At 62.3% G+C, this 16,450-nt stretch carries 19 protein-coding genes and 1 tRNA gene; 5 read left to right on the forward strand and 15 right to left on the reverse strand.

All coding sequences use genetic code 11. The annotated features are described in order from the left end of the window. Positions 1 to 18: 18 nt before the first annotated feature. The 15 genes from nuoK to AC1RM7_RS03930 form a co-directional block, all read right to left on the reverse strand. Positions 19 to 327 (reverse strand): NADH-quinone oxidoreductase subunit NuoK, encoded by a 309-nt coding sequence (nuoK, locus tag AC1RM7_RS03860; protein ID WP_006020757.1) that lies wholly within the window; start codon positions 325 to 327, stop codon positions 19 to 21. Continuing rightward, positions 324 to 962 carry an NADH-quinone oxidoreductase subunit J gene (locus tag AC1RM7_RS03865; protein ID WP_006020758.1) on the reverse strand — a complete coding sequence of 213 codons (639 nt, stop codon included), beginning with the start codon at positions 960 to 962 and terminating at the stop codon, positions 324 to 326. The genes nuoK and AC1RM7_RS03865 overlap by 4 nt, the downstream gene beginning before the upstream one ends. A gap of 9 nt (positions 963 to 971) precedes the next feature. Further along, positions 972 to 1,460, reverse strand: coding sequence for an NADH-quinone oxidoreductase subunit NuoI (gene nuoI / locus AC1RM7_RS03870; protein ID WP_006020759.1), 489 nt, complete (start codon positions 1,458 to 1,460; stop codon positions 972 to 974). A 10-nt stretch (positions 1,461 to 1,470) separates the two neighbouring features. After that, positions 1,471 to 2,511 (reverse strand): NADH-quinone oxidoreductase subunit NuoH, encoded by a 1,041-nt coding sequence (gene nuoH / locus AC1RM7_RS03875; RefSeq protein WP_006020760.1) that lies wholly within the window; start codon positions 2,509 to 2,511, stop codon positions 1,471 to 1,473. Between the two features lie 10 nt (positions 2,512 to 2,521). Beyond that, positions 2,522 to 4,597, reverse strand: coding sequence for an NADH-quinone oxidoreductase subunit NuoG (gene nuoG / locus AC1RM7_RS03880; protein ID WP_024921820.1), 2,076 nt, complete (start codon positions 4,595 to 4,597; stop codon positions 2,522 to 2,524). A 5-nt stretch (positions 4,598 to 4,602) separates the two neighbouring features. After that, positions 4,603 to 5,928 carry an NADH-quinone oxidoreductase subunit NuoF gene (gene nuoF / locus AC1RM7_RS03885; RefSeq protein WP_024921819.1) on the reverse strand — a complete coding sequence of 442 codons (1,326 nt, stop codon included), beginning with the start codon at positions 5,926 to 5,928 and terminating at the stop codon, positions 4,603 to 4,605. A gap of 10 nt (positions 5,929 to 5,938) precedes the next feature. Beyond that, positions 5,939 to 6,118, reverse strand: a complete 180-nt coding sequence (locus tag AC1RM7_RS03890; RefSeq protein WP_006020763.1) for a hypothetical protein — start codon at positions 6,116 to 6,118, stop codon at positions 5,939 to 5,941. Then, positions 6,115 to 6,753: an NADH-quinone oxidoreductase subunit NuoE gene (nuoE, locus tag AC1RM7_RS03895; RefSeq protein WP_024921818.1), complete on the reverse strand. Its 639-nt coding sequence runs from the start codon at positions 6,751 to 6,753 to the stop codon at positions 6,115 to 6,117. Before nuoE ends, AC1RM7_RS03890 begins: the two co-directional genes overlap by 4 nt. A 64-nt stretch (positions 6,754 to 6,817) precedes the next feature. Continuing rightward, positions 6,818 to 7,789: an FkbM family methyltransferase gene (locus AC1RM7_RS03900; protein ID WP_024921817.1), complete on the reverse strand. Its 972-nt coding sequence runs from the start codon at positions 7,787 to 7,789 to the stop codon at positions 6,818 to 6,820. After that, positions 7,789 to 8,997: an NADH-quinone oxidoreductase subunit D gene (locus AC1RM7_RS03905; RefSeq protein ID WP_006020766.1), complete on the reverse strand. Its 1,209-nt coding sequence runs from the start codon at positions 8,995 to 8,997 to the stop codon at positions 7,789 to 7,791. The genes AC1RM7_RS03900 and AC1RM7_RS03905 overlap by 1 nt, the downstream gene beginning before the upstream one ends. After that, entirely contained in the window at positions 8,997 to 9,635 is a 639-nt protein-coding gene (locus tag AC1RM7_RS03910) for an NADH-quinone oxidoreductase subunit C (RefSeq protein WP_006020767.1), read from the reverse strand. The genes AC1RM7_RS03905 and AC1RM7_RS03910 overlap by 1 nt, the downstream gene beginning before the upstream one ends. A 6-nt stretch (positions 9,636 to 9,641) precedes the next feature. Next, a complete protein-coding gene (locus tag AC1RM7_RS03915) occupies positions 9,642 to 10,238 on the reverse strand; it encodes a NuoB/complex I 20 kDa subunit family protein (RefSeq protein ID WP_024921816.1) in 597 nt (198 codons plus the stop codon). After that, on the reverse strand, positions 10,229 to 10,594 hold the full coding sequence (locus tag AC1RM7_RS03920; protein WP_024575287.1) for an NADH-quinone oxidoreductase subunit A: 366 nt from the start codon (positions 10,592 to 10,594) through the stop codon (positions 10,229 to 10,231). The genes AC1RM7_RS03915 and AC1RM7_RS03920 overlap by 10 nt, the downstream gene beginning before the upstream one ends. 285 nt (positions 10,595 to 10,879) lie before the next feature. Beyond that, positions 10,880 to 11,971, reverse strand: coding sequence for a tartrate dehydrogenase (locus tag AC1RM7_RS03925; protein WP_024921815.1), 1,092 nt, complete (start codon positions 11,969 to 11,971; stop codon positions 10,880 to 10,882). Positions 11,972 to 12,146: 175 nt separating this feature from the next. After that, the gene (locus AC1RM7_RS03930; protein ID WP_024921814.1) at positions 12,147 to 13,025 is read right to left on the reverse strand and encodes an NmrA family NAD(P)-binding protein; all 879 of its coding nucleotides are present in this window, start codon (positions 13,023 to 13,025) and stop codon (positions 12,147 to 12,149) included. 148 nt (positions 13,026 to 13,173) lie between these two features. Between AC1RM7_RS03930 and AC1RM7_RS03935 the strand changes: the two genes are divergently transcribed. From AC1RM7_RS03935 to AC1RM7_RS03955, 5 genes are all read left to right on the forward strand, one after another. Next, positions 13,174 to 13,593 carry a MarR family winged helix-turn-helix transcriptional regulator gene (locus tag AC1RM7_RS03935; protein ID WP_024921813.1) on the forward strand — a complete coding sequence of 140 codons (420 nt, stop codon included), beginning with the start codon at positions 13,174 to 13,176 and terminating at the stop codon, positions 13,591 to 13,593. Between the two features lie 81 nt (positions 13,594 to 13,674). Beyond that, positions 13,675 to 13,751: transfer RNA gene (locus tag AC1RM7_RS03940), tRNA-Asp, on the forward strand. A 273-nt stretch (positions 13,752 to 14,024) separates the two neighbouring features. Continuing rightward, positions 14,025 to 14,324: an HU family DNA-binding protein gene (locus tag AC1RM7_RS03945; protein WP_006020773.1), complete on the forward strand. Its 300-nt coding sequence runs from the start codon at positions 14,025 to 14,027 to the stop codon at positions 14,322 to 14,324. Positions 14,325 to 14,554: 230 nt separating this feature from the next. After that, entirely contained in the window at positions 14,555 to 15,814 is a 1,260-nt protein-coding gene (gene pepT, locus AC1RM7_RS03950; RefSeq protein WP_192824448.1) for a peptidase T, read from the forward strand. Further along, complete coding sequence (locus tag AC1RM7_RS03955; protein ID WP_024921811.1) at positions 15,811 to 16,392, forward strand: hypothetical protein; 582 nt, start codon at positions 15,811 to 15,813, stop codon at positions 16,390 to 16,392. The genes pepT and AC1RM7_RS03955 overlap by 4 nt, the downstream gene beginning before the upstream one ends. Positions 16,393 to 16,450 lie beyond the last annotated feature (58 nt).

The following is a 16,450-nucleotide window of genomic DNA, read 5'->3' on the forward strand; positions in this document are numbered from 1 at the left end:
GCTTTTCGGGATCATGCGTTAACCCTTCATCAGATTGATGTCCTCGACCGCGATCGAACCGCGGTTTCGGAAGAACACCACCAGCACGGCAAGTCCGATCGCCGCTTCAGCCGCGGCGACCGTCAGAACCAATAGCGCGAACACCTGCCCCACGATGTCACCGAGGAACGCCGAGAACGCCACGAGGTTGATGTTCACTGCGAGCAGAATGAGTTCGATCGACATCAGGATGACGATGACGTTCTTCCGGTTGAGGAAGATGCCGAGAATCCCGATCGTGAACAGGATGGCGGCGACTGCGAGATAGTGACCGAGACCGATCGTCATCGCACCCACTCCCCTGAATCCGCGTCCTGAAGGCCCTGCCCCGACGCGACCTTGCGCACATCCATCGCCGCTGCCTTGGTGCGCGCGTTCTGCACATTGATGTCCTGCCGCTTGACGCTCGGCTTGTGCCGCAGCGTCAGCACGATAGCGCCGATCATGGCGACCAGCAGCACCAGACCCGCCAACTGGAAGTACGGCAGATACTTCGTATACAGCACGAGGCCGAGCGCTTCGGTGTTGCTGACCCCGCCCGGGATCGGCGACGTGATCGCCTTCGAGATCGCAGGATTCATGATCCAGCCGCCAGCCACCAGCAGCAGCTCGGCAAGGAACACCGCTCCGATCAGCAAACCGACCGGCAGATACTCGATGAAGCCCTGGCGCAACTCGGCGAAGTCGACGTCCAGCATCATGATGACAAACAGGAACAGTACCGCGACGGCGCCGACGTAAACCACGACGAGGATCATCGCGAGGAATTCCGCGCCGAGCAGCATGAACAGTCCCGCCGCGTTCACGAACGCGAGGATGAGGAACAGCACGGAGTGCACAGGGTTGCGGGACGTCACGACCATGATCGCGGACGCCACGCAGACACCGGCGAAGAGATAAAAGAAGAGCGCGGGACCGATCATGCTTTCACCTCACCGGTACGGCGCGTCGAGTTCGATGCTTTTCGCAATCTCGCGCTCCCAGCGGTCACCGTTGGCGAGCAGTCTCGCCTTGTCATAATAAAGCTCCTCGCGCGTTTCCGTCGCGAATTCGAAGTTCGGACCTTCGACGATAGCGTCGACCGGGCAGGCTTCCTGGCACAGCCCGCAATAGATGCACTTCACCATGTCGATGTCGTAGCGCACGGTACGGCGCGTGCCGTCGTTGCGGCGCGGGCCGGCTTCGATGGTGATGGCCTGCGCCGGACAGATCGCTTCGCACAGCTTGCAGGCGATGCAGCGTTCCTCGCCGTTCGGATAACGGCGCAGCGCATGCTCACCGCGGAAACGCGGCGAGATCGGTCCCTTCTCAAAGGGATAGTTCAGCGTGGGCTTCGGTTTGAAGAAGTATCGCATGGCGAGAATGAACGCCGAGACGAACTCTTTCAGCAGAAGCTGATTGGCTGTGCTTGCTATGCCCATGACGAAAACCTCATTTCGGTGCAAGCCCCGCGAATTGCAGCACACCGGCGACGATGACGACCATCGCCAGCGACAACGGCAGAAACACCTTCCAGCCCAGCCGCATGAGCTGGTCGTAGCGGTAGCGCGGCACGATCGCCTTCGCCATCGCGATCAGGAAGAACATGAAGAACAGTTTCAGCACGAACCAGATCACACCGGGCACCCAGGTGAACGGCGCGAACGGGATCGGCGACAGCCAGCCGCCGAGGAACAGGATCGTCGCCAGCGCGCACATGGTGGTGATGGCGACATACTCGCCGAGCATGAACAGCAGATACGGCGTCGAGCCGTATTCGGTCATGAAGCCGGCGACCAGTTCGGATTCCGCTTCCACCAGATCGAACGGCGGGCGATTGGTTTCCGCCAGCGTCGAGACGTAGAAAATCACGAACATCGGGAACAGCGGCAGCCAGTACCAGCCGAGAATGCCGAGTTTGGTGTCCTGCGCCGCGACCACAGCGGTCAGGTTGAGCGAACCGACGCACAGCAGCACGGTGATGATGACGAAGCCGATCGAGACTTCGTAGGACACCATCTGCGCGGCGGAGCGAAGCGCTGCGAGGAACGGATACTTCGAGTTCGACGACCACCCAGCCATGATGATGCCGTAGACCGACAGCGACGAGATCGCGAAGATGTAGAGAACGCCGACATTGATGTCCGCGATCACCCAGTTGAGGTTGACCGGGATCACCGCCCACGCTGCCAGCGCCAGCACGCACGAGACCAGCGGCGCCAGAAGGAACACGCCCTTGTTCGCGCCGTCCGGAATGGTCGGCTCTTTCAGCACGAACTTCAGCAAGTCCGCGAAGGATTGCAGCAGGCCCCATGGCCCAACCACGTTGGGACCGCGCCGGATCTGCACCGCCGCCCAGATCTTGCGGTCGGCCAGCAGGATGTAGGCGATGGCGATCAGCAGCACCACGAGCAGCAGCACGCTCTGCGCGACCATGATGATGATCGGCCAGAGATAGCCCGTCCATAACTCGCTTGCGAAGAATTCGGTCATCGGATCACGCTCACTCCGCCGCCGTCAGAAGTTGCCCGGAGGCGAGCTTGGAACATTCGGCCATCACCGCGGACGCCCGCGCGATGGGATTGGTCAGGTAGAAGTCCTCGACCGGGCTCTTGAAGGCGCCCTTCTCGACCGAGCCGCCGCGCGCCGCGAGCGCTTTCACGCCCGCCGCATCGTTGCCTTCGATCTGGTCGATCCGTATCAGATGCGGCGCGGCCTTGAAGATCGCCTGGCGCAGTTGCCCGAGCGAGTCGAACGGCAGCTTCTTGCCGAGAACGTCCGACAGCGCGCGGATGATCGCCCAGTCCTCGCGCGCATCTCCCGGCGGGAACGCGGCGCGGTTGGCCATCTGCACACGGCCTTCGGTGTTGACGTAGAGACCGGCCTTCTCGGTATAGGCGGCGCCCGGCAGGATCACGTCGGCGCGGTGCGCGCCCTTGTCGCCGTGGGTGCCGATGTAAACCACGAACGTGCCGTCGGCCGGGCTGACATCGTCCGCGCCCAGCGAGAACAGCACATCGAGCGTGCCGAACGTTGTCATCTGCGCGACGTTCAGGCCGCCCGCCCCCGGCGTGAAGCCGATATCGAGCGCACCGACACGCGAGGCGGCGTTGTGGAGCACCGCAAATCCATTCCAGCCGTCCTTGAGCGCGCCGAGATCCACGGCGAGCTTGGCAGCCTGCGACAGCACCGCCGCGCCGTCGTGACGGGCGGCAACGCCCGCGCCAACCAGCACGATCGGGTGCTTTGCGCCCTTCAGCACGTCGGCGAACGAGTGCTTGCCGGCGGCGAGATCGCCCAGCGTATCGGTACCTGCGCCGAGATGCTCATAATCGTAGGTCAGATCGGCCTTGTCGCCGATCACACCGATCTTGAGCGCCCCCGTGCGCCAGCGCTTGCGGATGCGCGCGTTGAGAACGGCAGCTTCCTTGCGCGGATTGGAGCCGACGATCAGCAGCGCGTCGGCCTGTTCGATGCCCGCGATGGTCGGATTGAAGATGTACGACGCGCGGCCCGCCTTCGGATCGAACCCGGCGCCGTCCTGAGTGGCGAAATTCGCCGACCCGAACGAGGTGAGCAATTCCTTGAGCGCGAACATTTCCTCCACCGCGGCGAGATCGCCGGCGATGGCGCCGGTGCGCCGGCCGTCCGAGCGGGCAACCGCCTTGGCGATTGCCGCGAAAGCTTCGGTCCATGTGGCCGCGCGCAGCTTGCCGTTTTCGCGGATGTACGGCCGATCCAGACGCTGCGTGCGCAGACCGTCGACGATGTGGCGCGTCTTGTCCGAAATCCACTCTTCGTTCACGTTCTCATTGACGCGCGGCAGAATGCGCATCACTTCGCGGCCGCGCGTATCCACGCGGATCGCGGAGCCGACCGCATCCATCACATCGATGGACTGGGTTTTGCCCAGTTCCCATGGACGCGCGGCAAATGCGTATGGCTTCGAGGTCAGCGCGCCGACCGGGCAGATGTCGACGAGATTGCCCTGCAACTCGGACGTCAGCGCACTTTGCAGATAGGTCGTGATCTCGACGTCCTCGCCGCGGCCGGTCAGGCCCAGTTCCGGCACGCCGCAAACCTCGGTGGTGAAGCGGACGCAGCGCGTGCACTGGATGCAGCGGTTCATCGAAGTCTTCACCAGCGCGCCGATGTACTTGTCCTCGACCGCGCGCTTGTTCTCCATGAAACGGCTGGTGTCGACGCCGTAACCCATCGCCTGATCCTGAAGATCGCACTCGCCGCCCTGATCGCAGATCGGGCAGTCGAGCGGATGGTTGATCAGCAGGAATTCCATCACGCCTTCGCGTGCCTTCTTCACCATCGGCGATTTGGTCTTGACCGCCGGCAGTTCGCCGTTCGGACCCGGGCGGCAATCGCGCACGGCCCAGGCGCAGCTCGCGACAGGCTTCGGCGAGCCCGCGACCTCAACGAGGCACATGCGGCAGTTGCCGGCGATCGACAGCCGCTCGTGGTAGCAGAAGCGCGGAATTTCGGCGCCAGCCGCCTCGCACGCCTGAAGCAGCGTGTACTCGGCAGGAACGTCAATCTCTTTTCCGTCGACGAGAATCTTGGTCATGCCATTTACTCCGCCGCGACCATGTTGACGGGATCGAGAACACCGACATCATCGATGGTCGACTTGCGTGTGAAATCGTCGATGCGCCGCTCGATCTCCGGACGGAAGGCGCGGATCAGACCCTGGATCGGCCAGGCCGCCGCGTCGCCGAGCGCGCAGATGGTGTGACCTTCGACCTGCTTGGTGACTTCCAGCAGCATGTCGATCTCGCGCTTGTGGGCGCGGCCTTCGACCATGCGCGACAGCACGCGCCACATCCAGCCGGTGCCCTCACGGCACGGCGTGCACTGACCGCAACTCTCGTGCTTGAAGAAATAGGAGATGCGCGCGATGGCCGCGACCACATCGGTGGACTTGTCCATCACGATGACGCCGGCGGTGCCGAAGCTCGACTTCACCGCGCGGGTGCCGTCGAAATCCATGATCAGATCCTGGCAATCCGCCGCCGGGATCAGCGGGCACGATGCGCCGCCGGGAATGATCGCCAGCAGATTATCCCAGCCGCCGCGAATGCCGCCGCCATGCTTCTCGATCAGTTCCCTGAACGGAATGCTCATCGCGTCTTCGACGACGCACGGCGTGTTGACGTGACCGGAGATGCCGTAAAGCTTGGTGCCGACGTTGTTCGGACGGCCGATGGCGGCGAACCATGCCGCGCCCCGGCGCAGGATGTCCGGCGCGACCGCGATCGACTCGACATTGTTGACGGTGGTCGGGCAGCCATAAAGACCGACGTTGGCCGGGAACGGCGGCTTCAGGCGCGGCTGCCCCTTCTTGCCTTCGAGGCTTTCGAGCAACGCGGTCTCTTCGCCGCAGATATATGCGCCGGCGCCGTGGTGAACGTAGAGATCGAACGGATAACCGTGAACGTTGTCCTTGCCGATCAGCTTCGCCTCATAGGCCTGATCAACCGCGGCCTGAAGATGCTCGCGCTCGCGGATGAACTCGCCGCGCACATAGATGTAGGCGACATGCGCGCCCATGGCGGCGCTGGCAATCAGGCAGCCTTCGACCAGCAGATGCGGATCGTGCCGCATGATCTCGCGATCCTTGCAGGTGCCCGGCTCGGACTCGTCGGCGTTGACCACAAGATAGCTCGGACGCCCGTCGGCGTTGTCCTTCGGCATGAACGACCATTTCATGCCGGTCGGGAAGCCCGCCCCGCCGCGCCCGCGCAGGCCGGACGCCTTCATTTCGGCGACGATCCAGTCGCGGCCCCGGTCGATGATCGCCTTGGTGCCGTCCCACGCGCCACGGCGGCGCGCGCCCTCCAGGCCCCAGTCGTCCTGGCCATAGAGATTGCGGAAGATGCGGTCCTTGTCGTCGAGCATAGTCGCTACCTTAAGACCCTGAACGCTTGGATTGCTGATAGGCGAGCCCGGCCGCCATCGCGCCGAAGCCAATGGCCCAGAACACGGCTGACTGAAGTTCGGTCTTCAGAATGTAGAAGTTCAAAAAGAAGATGAAGACAGCGGCGACAACCGCGTGAAGCGCGATGTAGCGAAGCGTCGTTCCCGTCATGACTTGTCCCCCTTCGGAGAACTCGCCGCTTGGCCCTTCAGCGAGGTCAGACCGGTGACCGGTGCCGCGAAGTGGCGATCGATCTGCGGGCCGGGCTTGGGCGGATTGCCGGTCTCGAAGCCGTCGAGCACCCTGTTCAGGCTCTCGGGCGTCAGATCCTCATAGGTGTCCTTCCAGATCATCACCATCGGCGCATTCACGCAGGCGCCGAGGCACTCGACCTCTTCCCACGAGAAGTTGCCGTCGGCCGATACGTGGAACGGATCGTGATGGATGCGATGCTTGCAGACCTCGATCAGGTCTTTCGCGCCGCGCAGCATGCACGGCGTCGTGCCGCAAACCTGCACATGCGCCTTCTTGCCGACCGGCTCGAGCTGGAACATCGTGTAGAACGTCGCGATTTCCAGCACGCGGATGTAGGGCATCTCGAGCAGGTCCGCGACGGCACGGATCGCAACCTCCGACACCCAGCCGTCGTGCTGTTCCTGCACGCGCCACAGGATCGGGATCACCGCGGACTGCTGACGGCCCGGCGGGTATTTCTCGATCTGGGCTTTCGCCCACGCCAGATTCTCCGCGCTGAACGCGAAGCTTGCGGGCTGTACCTCTTTCGGAGCCAAACGGCGGACGGCCATCGTTTAAGTCTTTCGATCTTTCATTGCGCCAATTCTATTGCGTCAAGTCTTACTGCGTTAAGTTTCACTGCGTCATGGCGCGGCGCGCGTTACCTGAATTCATGCTGTAGATACGCTGTTCCCAGAACACGCTCGAGGTCGCGAACACGTTGTAGCCGACGTGCGAGGCGACCTTGATGCGGTCGAGCGTGGAGAGCTGGGTCAGCGCTTCGAAACGATCCGTTGCCGGATCGTGGATGATTGCCTTCATCGGCGTCTGTTCGAGGATGTAGCGCGACACGCTGTGGGTCGGATCGTTGCCGTGCTCCTCGCAGACCACGACCGTATCCGTCTCCAGAAGCCGTTTGCCGCCCTTCATGGCGTCGATCTCGACGCCTTCGACGTCCAGCTTGATGATGTACTTGCCCTGTGCCGGGATCTTGCCGTCCTCGATCAGGTTATCGAGTGCAAGCACCTGCACCTCTTCGCCGCCCGCATCCGCACCGCCTGCGATGCTGAACGCCTCGTGGCGGTTGCCCGACAGGCGCGCCGTGCCACGCGCGGAGCCGATGGCGGCATTAATCGCTTCGAACCGGCCGCCGTTGATCTTCGCATTGTGAGCGAGACGCGGGAAATTCCGCGATGACGGCTCCATCGCAATAGACGGACGCGAGCCGAAACGCTGGCTGGACACCATCACAGACCAGTAGCCGTAGTTCGCGCCGCAATCGATCAGCGTGTAATTCACATCCTTGGAGTCGAGCAGAAACAACTCAAGTTCGTCTTCGTACTTGAACGTGCGGTTGAGGAGCTTGCTCCAGTAACCGTCGCCGTAAGGGAATGAGAATGCAGCGTCCGGGTTGAGCATGACGTTGATGTCGCGCTCGGACAGAAACAGCGTCTTCAGGAGATTGGCTGCGCTGTTGTAACCGCGATGCGAGATGTACGCCCCGACCTTGGATCCAGCGAGCAGCGCGAAGCCGATGGTGCGCTCCCAGGGCGTTGCCCCGCGCATGTCACCGGTCGTGCGGTCGAACTGGATCGGCGGCTGGGTCATCAGCGATCCACCTCACCGAACACGATATCGAGCGAACCGAGGATGGCCGACACGTCGGCGAGCAGATGGCCCTTGCAGATGAAGTCCATCGCCTGAAGGTGAGCGAAGCCCGGCGCGCGGATCTTGCACTTGTACGGCTTGTTGGTGCCGTCGGCGACCAGGAACACGCCGAACTCGCCTTTCGGCGCTTCGACCGCGGCATAGACTTCGCCGGCGGGCACGTGAACGCCTTCGGTGTAGAGCTTGAAGTGATGGATCAGCGCCTCCATCGAGCGCTTCATCTCGCCACGGCGCGGGGGAGCGATCTTGTTGTCCTCGACAACGACCGGCCCCTGCCCTTCAGGCGCGCGCAGCTTCTCGATGCACTGCTTCATGATGCGCACCGACTGGCGCATCTCTTCCATGCGGATGCAGTAGCGGTCGTAGCAGTCGCCGTTCTTGCCGATCGGAATATCGAAGTCCATCTCGGCGTAGCATTCGTAAGGCTGCGACTTGCGCAGATCCCACGCCGCGCCCGAGCCGCGCACCATCACGCCGGAGAAGCCCCACTCCCACGCCTGATCGAGCGTCACCACGCCGATATCGACGTTGCGCTGCTTGAAGATGCGGTTGTCGGTGAGAAGCGTTTCGAGATCGTCCACGACCTTGAGGAACGGATCGCACCAGGCCTCGATGTCGTCGATCAGCTTCGGCGGCAGATCCTGATGCACACCGCCGACGCGGAAGAACGCCGCGTGCATGCGCGAGCCGGAGGCGCGCTCATAGAACACCATCAGCTTTTCGCGCTCTTCGAAGCCCCAGAGCGGCGGCGTCAGCGCGCCGACGTCCATCGCCTGCGTGGTCACATTCAGCAGATGCGACAGGATGCGGCCGATTTCGCAATAAAGCACGCGGATCAACTGGCCGCGGCGCGGCACGGTGATGCCGAGCAGCTTTTCCGCCGCGAGACAGAACGCATGCTCCTGATTCATCGGCGCGACGTAATCGAGCCGGTCGAAATAAGGGATCGCCTGCAGATAGGTCTTCTGTTCGATCAGCTTTTCGGTGCCGCGATGAAGCAGGCCGATATGCGGATCGACGCGCTCGACCACTTCGCCGTCAAGCTCGAGCACAAGGCGTAGCACGCCGTGCGCCGCAGGATGCTGCGGTCCGAAGTTGATCGTGAAGTTGCGCATGCCGGTCTGTTCGGCGTTGAGAACCTCGCTCATCAGCCACCTGCCTTTGGTGCCGGCGCCGGTGCGGGCGCAGCAGCCTTCTCATCACCCGGCAGCGTGTAGTCTGCGCCTTCCCACGGCGAGAGGAAATCGAACTTGCGGAATTCCTGATTGAGCCGCACCGGCTCGTACACCACGCGCTTTTCCGCGTCGTCGTACCGGACCTCGACAAAGCCGGTCAGCGGGAAATCCTTGCGCAGCGGATGGCCGTCGAAGCCGTAGTCGGTCAGCAGGCGGCGCATGTCCGGATGGCCGACGAAGATCACACCATACAGATCGTAAGTCTCGCGCTCGAACCAGTCAGCGCCCGGAAACACCGAGATGATCGACGGCACCTGCGTCGTCTCGTTGGCTTCGCCGTGCAGGCGGACGCGCGCGTTCAGGACCGGCGACATGAGGTGATAGATCACATCGAAACGGTTCTCGCGGCCCGGATAGTCCACGGCTGTCGCGTCGGTGAAGTTGACGAAGCGGAAGCGCGGATCGGTCTTCAGCACACGAACGATGTCCACGATCTTCGCAAGATCGACCGAGATCGAGAGCTGGTTGAACGCAACCGAATGCCCGAGCGCCGCGCCTGGAAGCGCGGCCACGATCGTCTGGCCAAGAGCGTCTAGTTTCGCATCATCCATGTGCGATTACCGTTCAATCGTTCCGGTGCGCCGGATCTTCTTCTGCAACAGCAGCACGCCGTAAAGCAGCGCCTCCGCCGTCGGCGGACAGCCCGGAACATAAATGTCGACGGGCACGATGCGATCGCAGCCGCGCACCACCGAATAGGAATAGTGATAATAGCCGCCGCCGTTGGCGCACGAGCCCATCGAGATGACGTAACGCGGCTCCGGCATCTGGTCGTAGACCTTGCGGAGCGCAGGCGCCATCTTGTTGGTCAGCGTGCCCGCGACGATCATCACGTCGGACTGGCGCGGCGACGCGCGCGGCGCGAAGCCGAAGCGCTCGACGTCGTAGCGCGGCATCGACACCTGCATCATCTCGACCGCGCAGCATGCGAGGCCGAAGGTCATCCACATCAGCGAGCCGGTCCGCGCCCAGGTGATCAGGTCGTCGGTCGCGGCAACGAAGAAGCCCTTGTCGGACAGTTCGCTGTTGATCTCGAGGAAATACTTGTCGTCCGCGCCGACCGGCTGGCCGGTGCGCGGATCGATAATCCCGGTCGCGGCCTGAGAGACAGCGGGCTGCATGATCGAAGGCGCCGGGTTCGGGCTCAATCCCATTCCAGGGCTCCCTTCTTCCACTCATACGCAAAGCCGACAGTCAGCACGGCGAGGAACACCATCATCGACCAGAACCCGGCGAGGCCGAGCTTTCCGAACGCCACCGCCCACGGAAACAGGAAGGCGACTTCCAGATCGAAGATGATGAAAAGGATGGCAACCAGATAGAACCGCACATCGAATTTCATGCGCGCATCGTCGAATGCATTGAAGCCGCATTCATAGGCAGAAAGCTTTTCCGGATCCGGCTGCTGATAGGCGACGATGAACGGTGCGATCAGAAGCGCAAGACCGATCACGGTCGCGACCCCGATAAACACCACAAGTGGCAGGTAATTCTGCAGAATTCCGCCCATCGGCGACCTCATGCTGCCCGATTTTGTCCCGCAGATTCGCGAAACATTGGAATGGTTCGAAAGGGATAGCGCAGCGCAACAGGGAGGGCAAGACAAGCTGTTTTGAGGCCTGATCCGCTGTTATTGCCGATCGGAAACCCGCCTGCGCCGGCACCTCCCGCCACCAATAAGCTCCATCGATTGACCCATGCGCGGGGCTTATTGGCAGCAAAGCGAGACGGGGAAACGACGCAGGGAACAACGGGATATGCGACCTTCGGCGTAGTCCCTGATCCCGGGCGCCGTTTATGACAGGATGCGCGCGATTTCCTTGCCGCATGCAACCGTGTCGGCCTGTCCGCCGAGGTCCCGCGTCCGCAGCTTCTCGTCTGCCAGAACGGTCTCGATCGCCGTCACAATCGCCTTGCCCGCTTCCGGCTCGCCGAGGTGATCCAGCATCATTGCCGCCGACCATATCTGCCCGACCGGATTGGCAATCCCCTTCCCGGCGATATCCGGCGCTGACCCGTGAACCGGCTCGAACAGCGAGGGAAACTTGCGTTCCGGATTGAGACTGCCGGACGGGGCGATCCCGATGGTGCCGGTACAGGCCGGACCGAGGTCCGACAGGATGTCCCCAAACAGGTTGGAGCCGACCACGACATCGAACCAGTCGGGATGCAGGACGAAGTTCGCGGCCAGAATATCAATATGATACTTGTCCCACTTCACGCCCGGATAGGCCTTGGCCATCTCCTCCACCCGCTCGTCCCAGTACGGCATGGTGATCGAGATGCCGTTTGATTTCGTCGCGGACGTCAGGTGCTTTTTCGGGCGGCTTTGCGCAAGCTCAAAGGCGAACCTCAGAATCCGGTCGACGCCTGTGCGTGACATGACGCTTTCCTGGATCACCACCTCGCGGTCGGTCCCCGGAAACATGCGGCCGCCGATGGACGAATACTCGCCCTCGGTGTTCTCGCGTACGACGAAAAAGTCGATATCGCCGGGCTTTCTGCCGGCCAGCGGCGACTTCACGCCGGGCATCAGGCGAACAGGCCGAAGGTTCACATACTGGTCGAACTCCCGGCGAAACTGGATCAGCGATCCCCACAGCGAAATGTGGTCCGGCAGGATCGACGGCATGCCGACCGCGCCGAAGAAGATCGCATCGTGGCTGCCGATCTGGGCCTTCCAGTCGTCCGGCATCATCTTGCCGTGCTTCTGGTAGTAGTCGCAGGAGGCAAAGTCGAAGCTGTCGAGGGTCAGTTCAAAGTTGAACTTCTTGGCTGCCGCTTCCAGCACCCGCAGCCCCTCGGGGACGACTTCCTTGCCGATGCCGTCGCCGGGAATTACGGCCAGTCTGTACTTCCTGTTGGTCCCGGTGCTGGTGGTCGGCATTAAATGTTTCCCCACATGGTTTTGAGCGCGGTCGATCCTGCGTCGCCGGGCAGCAATACAGGAGATAACGTCCCGGCTGAAATGACAATCGTGCTGGGTGGGGATGCCCGTGGCGCGGCCGTATGAGCGGTCGGTCCGGCCCCGTGCGGCACGCGCCGTCCGGGACCGGCCGAAGTCAGGCGGAAAATTCCGCCCGATGGAGTTCGACGAACTCAGGAACCGTCAGAGGCGGACGGCCTGTGACACGCTCGATGATATCGTTGGTGCCGGCGAAGATGCCGTCCTGATAGTCCTGCGCCACCTCGCACAGGTGTTGAACCAGGTGCTGCGGCGCATTCAGGCTTTCAAGCTGCGCCTTGAAGTCCGGAATAGACTGCGCGGTGTAGCTGATCTTCTTGCCGAGCACCGTGCTGACCTGTGCAGCGATCTCATGGTGGTTCATTTCGGTGGAACCGTAGAGAGGATAGGTCTTTCCGGCGTGAGGTGCCGGGTCCCTCAAAATCGCAGCGATCAACCGCCCCTGATCTTCTCCCGCGATCGGCGCGTGACGCCCCTCCCCGAACGGCAGCACGATCTGGCCCGTCGAAGCTATCCTGCTGCCGCGGCCGAAATACAGAAGCCACTGGGCGAAGAAGGTCGGGCGCAGATGCACGACCGGAATGCCGGACCGATCCAGCATTCGTTCACAGACCCAGTGCTGGCGAGCCGCGTTGCTCTTGGCATCCGAACGCGCCGAAATCTGCGACATGTTCACGATGAACTTCACACCCGCTTCTGAAGCCGCCTGCGCGAAATACGCCGTCGCATCGACCAGTCCACTCCGGATCGGATAGACAAAATAAGCTGCCGTCACGCCCCTGGTTGCGGCCCGCACGGCAGCGAGGTCCAGCAGATCGCCGACCATCACCTCTGCACCGAGGTCCCGCAACGCATCGGCCCGCGCGTCATCCCTGTGAACGAACGCCCGTACCCTGGCGCCCGCTTGTCTCAATTCGCGAACGGCGGCCTTCCCTGTCGACCCCGTCGCGCCCGTCACCAGCATCAAATCGCTCATTTTCATCTCCTCCAGATATTAGGAGCATATGCTCTTATTATCCAAGCCGATCTTTGGCAATGGCTTGACAAAAACAGGAGAATGTTCACCTATTTTTTGATCCCCGGCCGCGACGGCCGGAACTCTTGAAACAGGAAGCGGACAGGTCATGGCGCAACCGGAACTGGACACGTGCAACTGCTTCGCCGTGCGCAAGGCGGCGCGCCGCATGACACAGATCTACGACGCCGCGCTTGCGCCCTCAGGCGTGCGGGTGACGCAGTTCATGCTCCTGATGGCGCTGAACAAGGAAGGCGGCCTGTCGGTGAACCGACTGGCCGAGCTGATGGTGATGAATCGCACCACGATGGGAAAGAACCTCCGCCCCCTCGAACGCGATGGCCTCGTCGACGTCAGGGTTTCAAAGGAAGACCGTCGCAGCCGCGACATCCTGCTCACGCGAAAAGGCCGCTCCCTCCTCGACAAGGCTTATCCGCTCTGGCGGAACGCCCACGACAGCTTCGAACAGAAGCACGGCGCGAGGTTTGCGGCGCAATTTCGCTCCGTACTCAGCGCGGTCACAGACTGATCGTGTAAAAAGTCTGCAGTGCTTGACTTGGCAGGGCGGCACCTTTAAGTCCGGGACCCTGCGGTCCGCTGATGCGGCCTTGCGGGAGTAGCTCAGTTGGTTAGAGCGCCGGCCTGTCACGCCGGAGGTCGCGGGTTCGAGCCCCGTCTCTCGCGCCAAATTATCTCATAAAAACAATCAGTTCCTACTTCGCACGGTCACGCCGGACTACGCCGTCCGTCCGGGATCGGGCCGACACGCCACGCCCGTTCCGAGGCCACATTTGCGAGGGTGTTGTTGCATTTCCCCTTGTGTGTCAGGCTCTTTTCCACCGCCGATTTAAATAAGGCGCTATTTACGGGCAAAACTCGTAGTCAGGACGCTCCCGAATCAAATAAGCCCTGATGTACCGTTAGTTTTGTGAAGCCTAGTATCCACGAGGAGGGCCAAATATGGCAAAGAAAGCAGCTACCCCAGCGACCGTCACTTTGAAGCACCTTGCCGCCGCTCTCGCCGAAGAGCACGAGTTGTCGAAGAAGACCGCTGAAACCATCCTCGGCGACCTTGTCACCAAGATCACCAAGCACCTCAAGAAGGGCGAGCGTATCCGCATCGTCGGCCTCGGCATCCTCCAGGTCCGCAAGCGCGCCGCCCGCATGGGCCGCAACCCGGCAACCGGCGAAGCGATCCACATCAAGGCGAGCAAGAAGGTTGCCTTCCGCGCTGCCAAGGAATTGAAGGAAGCCGTCTAAGACCGGCATCCAGACTTTAAAGGCCCTGACGCCATTCCGGCTCCGCCGGGATGGCGTTTTCTTTTGGGTGGCGCTTTTACATCTGTGGGTTAAGTAAACACAACAGCATTGCGTATCGCTCGCCGTCACCCTGAGGTGCCGTAGCGGAGCGAAGGCCTCGAAGGGCGACGGCGCGGCGCCCATGCCGCGCATCCTTCGAGGCTCGCAGCAAACGCGGCTCGCACCTCAGGATGACGGAGCAAATTTTGGCGATCAATTTCTCCCACACCGTTCTCGACCGCTTCCTGCGCTACGTGCGCATCGACACCCAATCGGACGCGTCGTCACCCACCTGCCCGTCCACCGAGAAGCAGAAAGACCTCGGCCGCCTGCTCGCGCAGGAGTTGCGCGATCTCGGCCTCACCGACGCGCACATGGACGAGCATGGCTACGTCTATGCGACGCTGCCCGCCAACACCGGCAAGAGCGTACCTGTGATCTGCTTCTGCTCGCACATGGATACCTCGCCGGACTGCACCGGCAAGGATGTGAAGCCGCAGATCGTGCGCAACTACCAGGGCGGCGACATCGTTCTGCCCGCCGATCCGTCGCAGGTTATTCGCGCGGCGGACAATCCGGCGCTCAAAGACCAGATCGGCAGCGACATCGTCACCACCGACGGCACCACGCTGCTCGGGGCCGACAACAAGGCCGGCGTCGCCGAAATCATGGATGCGGTTCAGGTCCTGATCGCCAATCCACAGATAAAACACGGCGCGATCAAAATTCTTTTCACGCCGGACGAGGAAATAGGCCGCGGAGCGGACAAGGTCGATCTGAAGAAGCTCGGCGCCGCCTTTGGTTACACCATTGACGGCGAAAGCGCGGGCCACCTCGAGGACGAGACGTTCTCGGCGGATGGTGTCACCATCGCCATCCAGGGCGTCAGCATCCATCCGGGCTTCGCCAAGGGGAAGATGGAGCACGCGCTCAAGATCGCCTCCCGCATCGTCGACCGGCTGCCGAAGGACCTTGCCCCGGAAACCACCGAGGGCCGTGAAGGCTTCCTGCATCCGGTCGGGCTTCAGGGCGGCCTCGACAGCGCCGCGCTGTCGCTGATCGTGCGTGACTTCACCGTGCAGGGCCTGAAAGAAAAGGAGGCGCTGCTGGAGGACATCGTGCGCGGCGTCATGAAGGACTTCCCGCACTCGTCCTATACCTTTGAGGTCAAGGAACAGTACCGCAACATGAAGGAAGTTCTCGACCGCCATCCGCAAGTGGTCGAGTACGCACTGGAAGCGATCGATCGCGCGGGGCTTCAGCCGGTCCTCAGCAGCATTCGCGGCGGCACCGATGGCTCGCGGCTGTCCTTCATGGGACTGCCCTGTCCCAACGTCTTCGCCGGCGAACATGCCTTCCACTCACGCCTCGAATGGGTCAGCGTTCAGGACATGGAAGCGGCGGTGCGGACCATCGTACATCTCGCCGCGATTTGGGAGGAAAAGGCATGATCCGGATTGTGAACCGCCTCGCCGCGCTGCTCGCGTTCGCTCTCCTTGTGCCGCTCAGCGCACAGGCGCAGGAGCCGCGCTTCGACATGACGGTCACGGCCGATGCTACCAAGGCCAACGGCAGCCCATGGGACGGCGTGCCGCGGCTTGGCAATTCAAAGCTCAATCTCAACGCCGCACCTGACATCGCGGTCTGCCTCGTGCGCGCGAATGCGAAACCGGAATGCCTGTGGAAGCCGCAAGGCCGCCGCCTGCTGTCGCAATGTCAGAACGCATGGACCTGCAGGTTTGACAATGTGGCGCTCGCACCGCTGCCGATCGGCCTGGTCTTTGTCGACATCGATGCACGCAACCACGACATCATCGATATCGCTGTCCTCACCGACAGAACCGACGCCAAGGCGAACGACGAGATCGCGGATTCGCTGCGCACCGCGATGAGCGTGCTGACGCCGCACCGCTCCGAGGACACAAAGGAGCGTCTCGTCCGCAGCGCGAAGCTGATCGCGCTTGCCGATTGCGCGGACGGCAAGCCGTGCCGGCTGACGCAATCGCAGTTCACGCTGACGAGGCGCTAGCGCAAGCATAGTTCGACATCAGATGTGCTCCCTCTCCCCAGTGGGGAGAGGGTTGGGG

This window comes from Afipia sp. GW822-FHT03D08 (genome assembly GCF_058801645.1).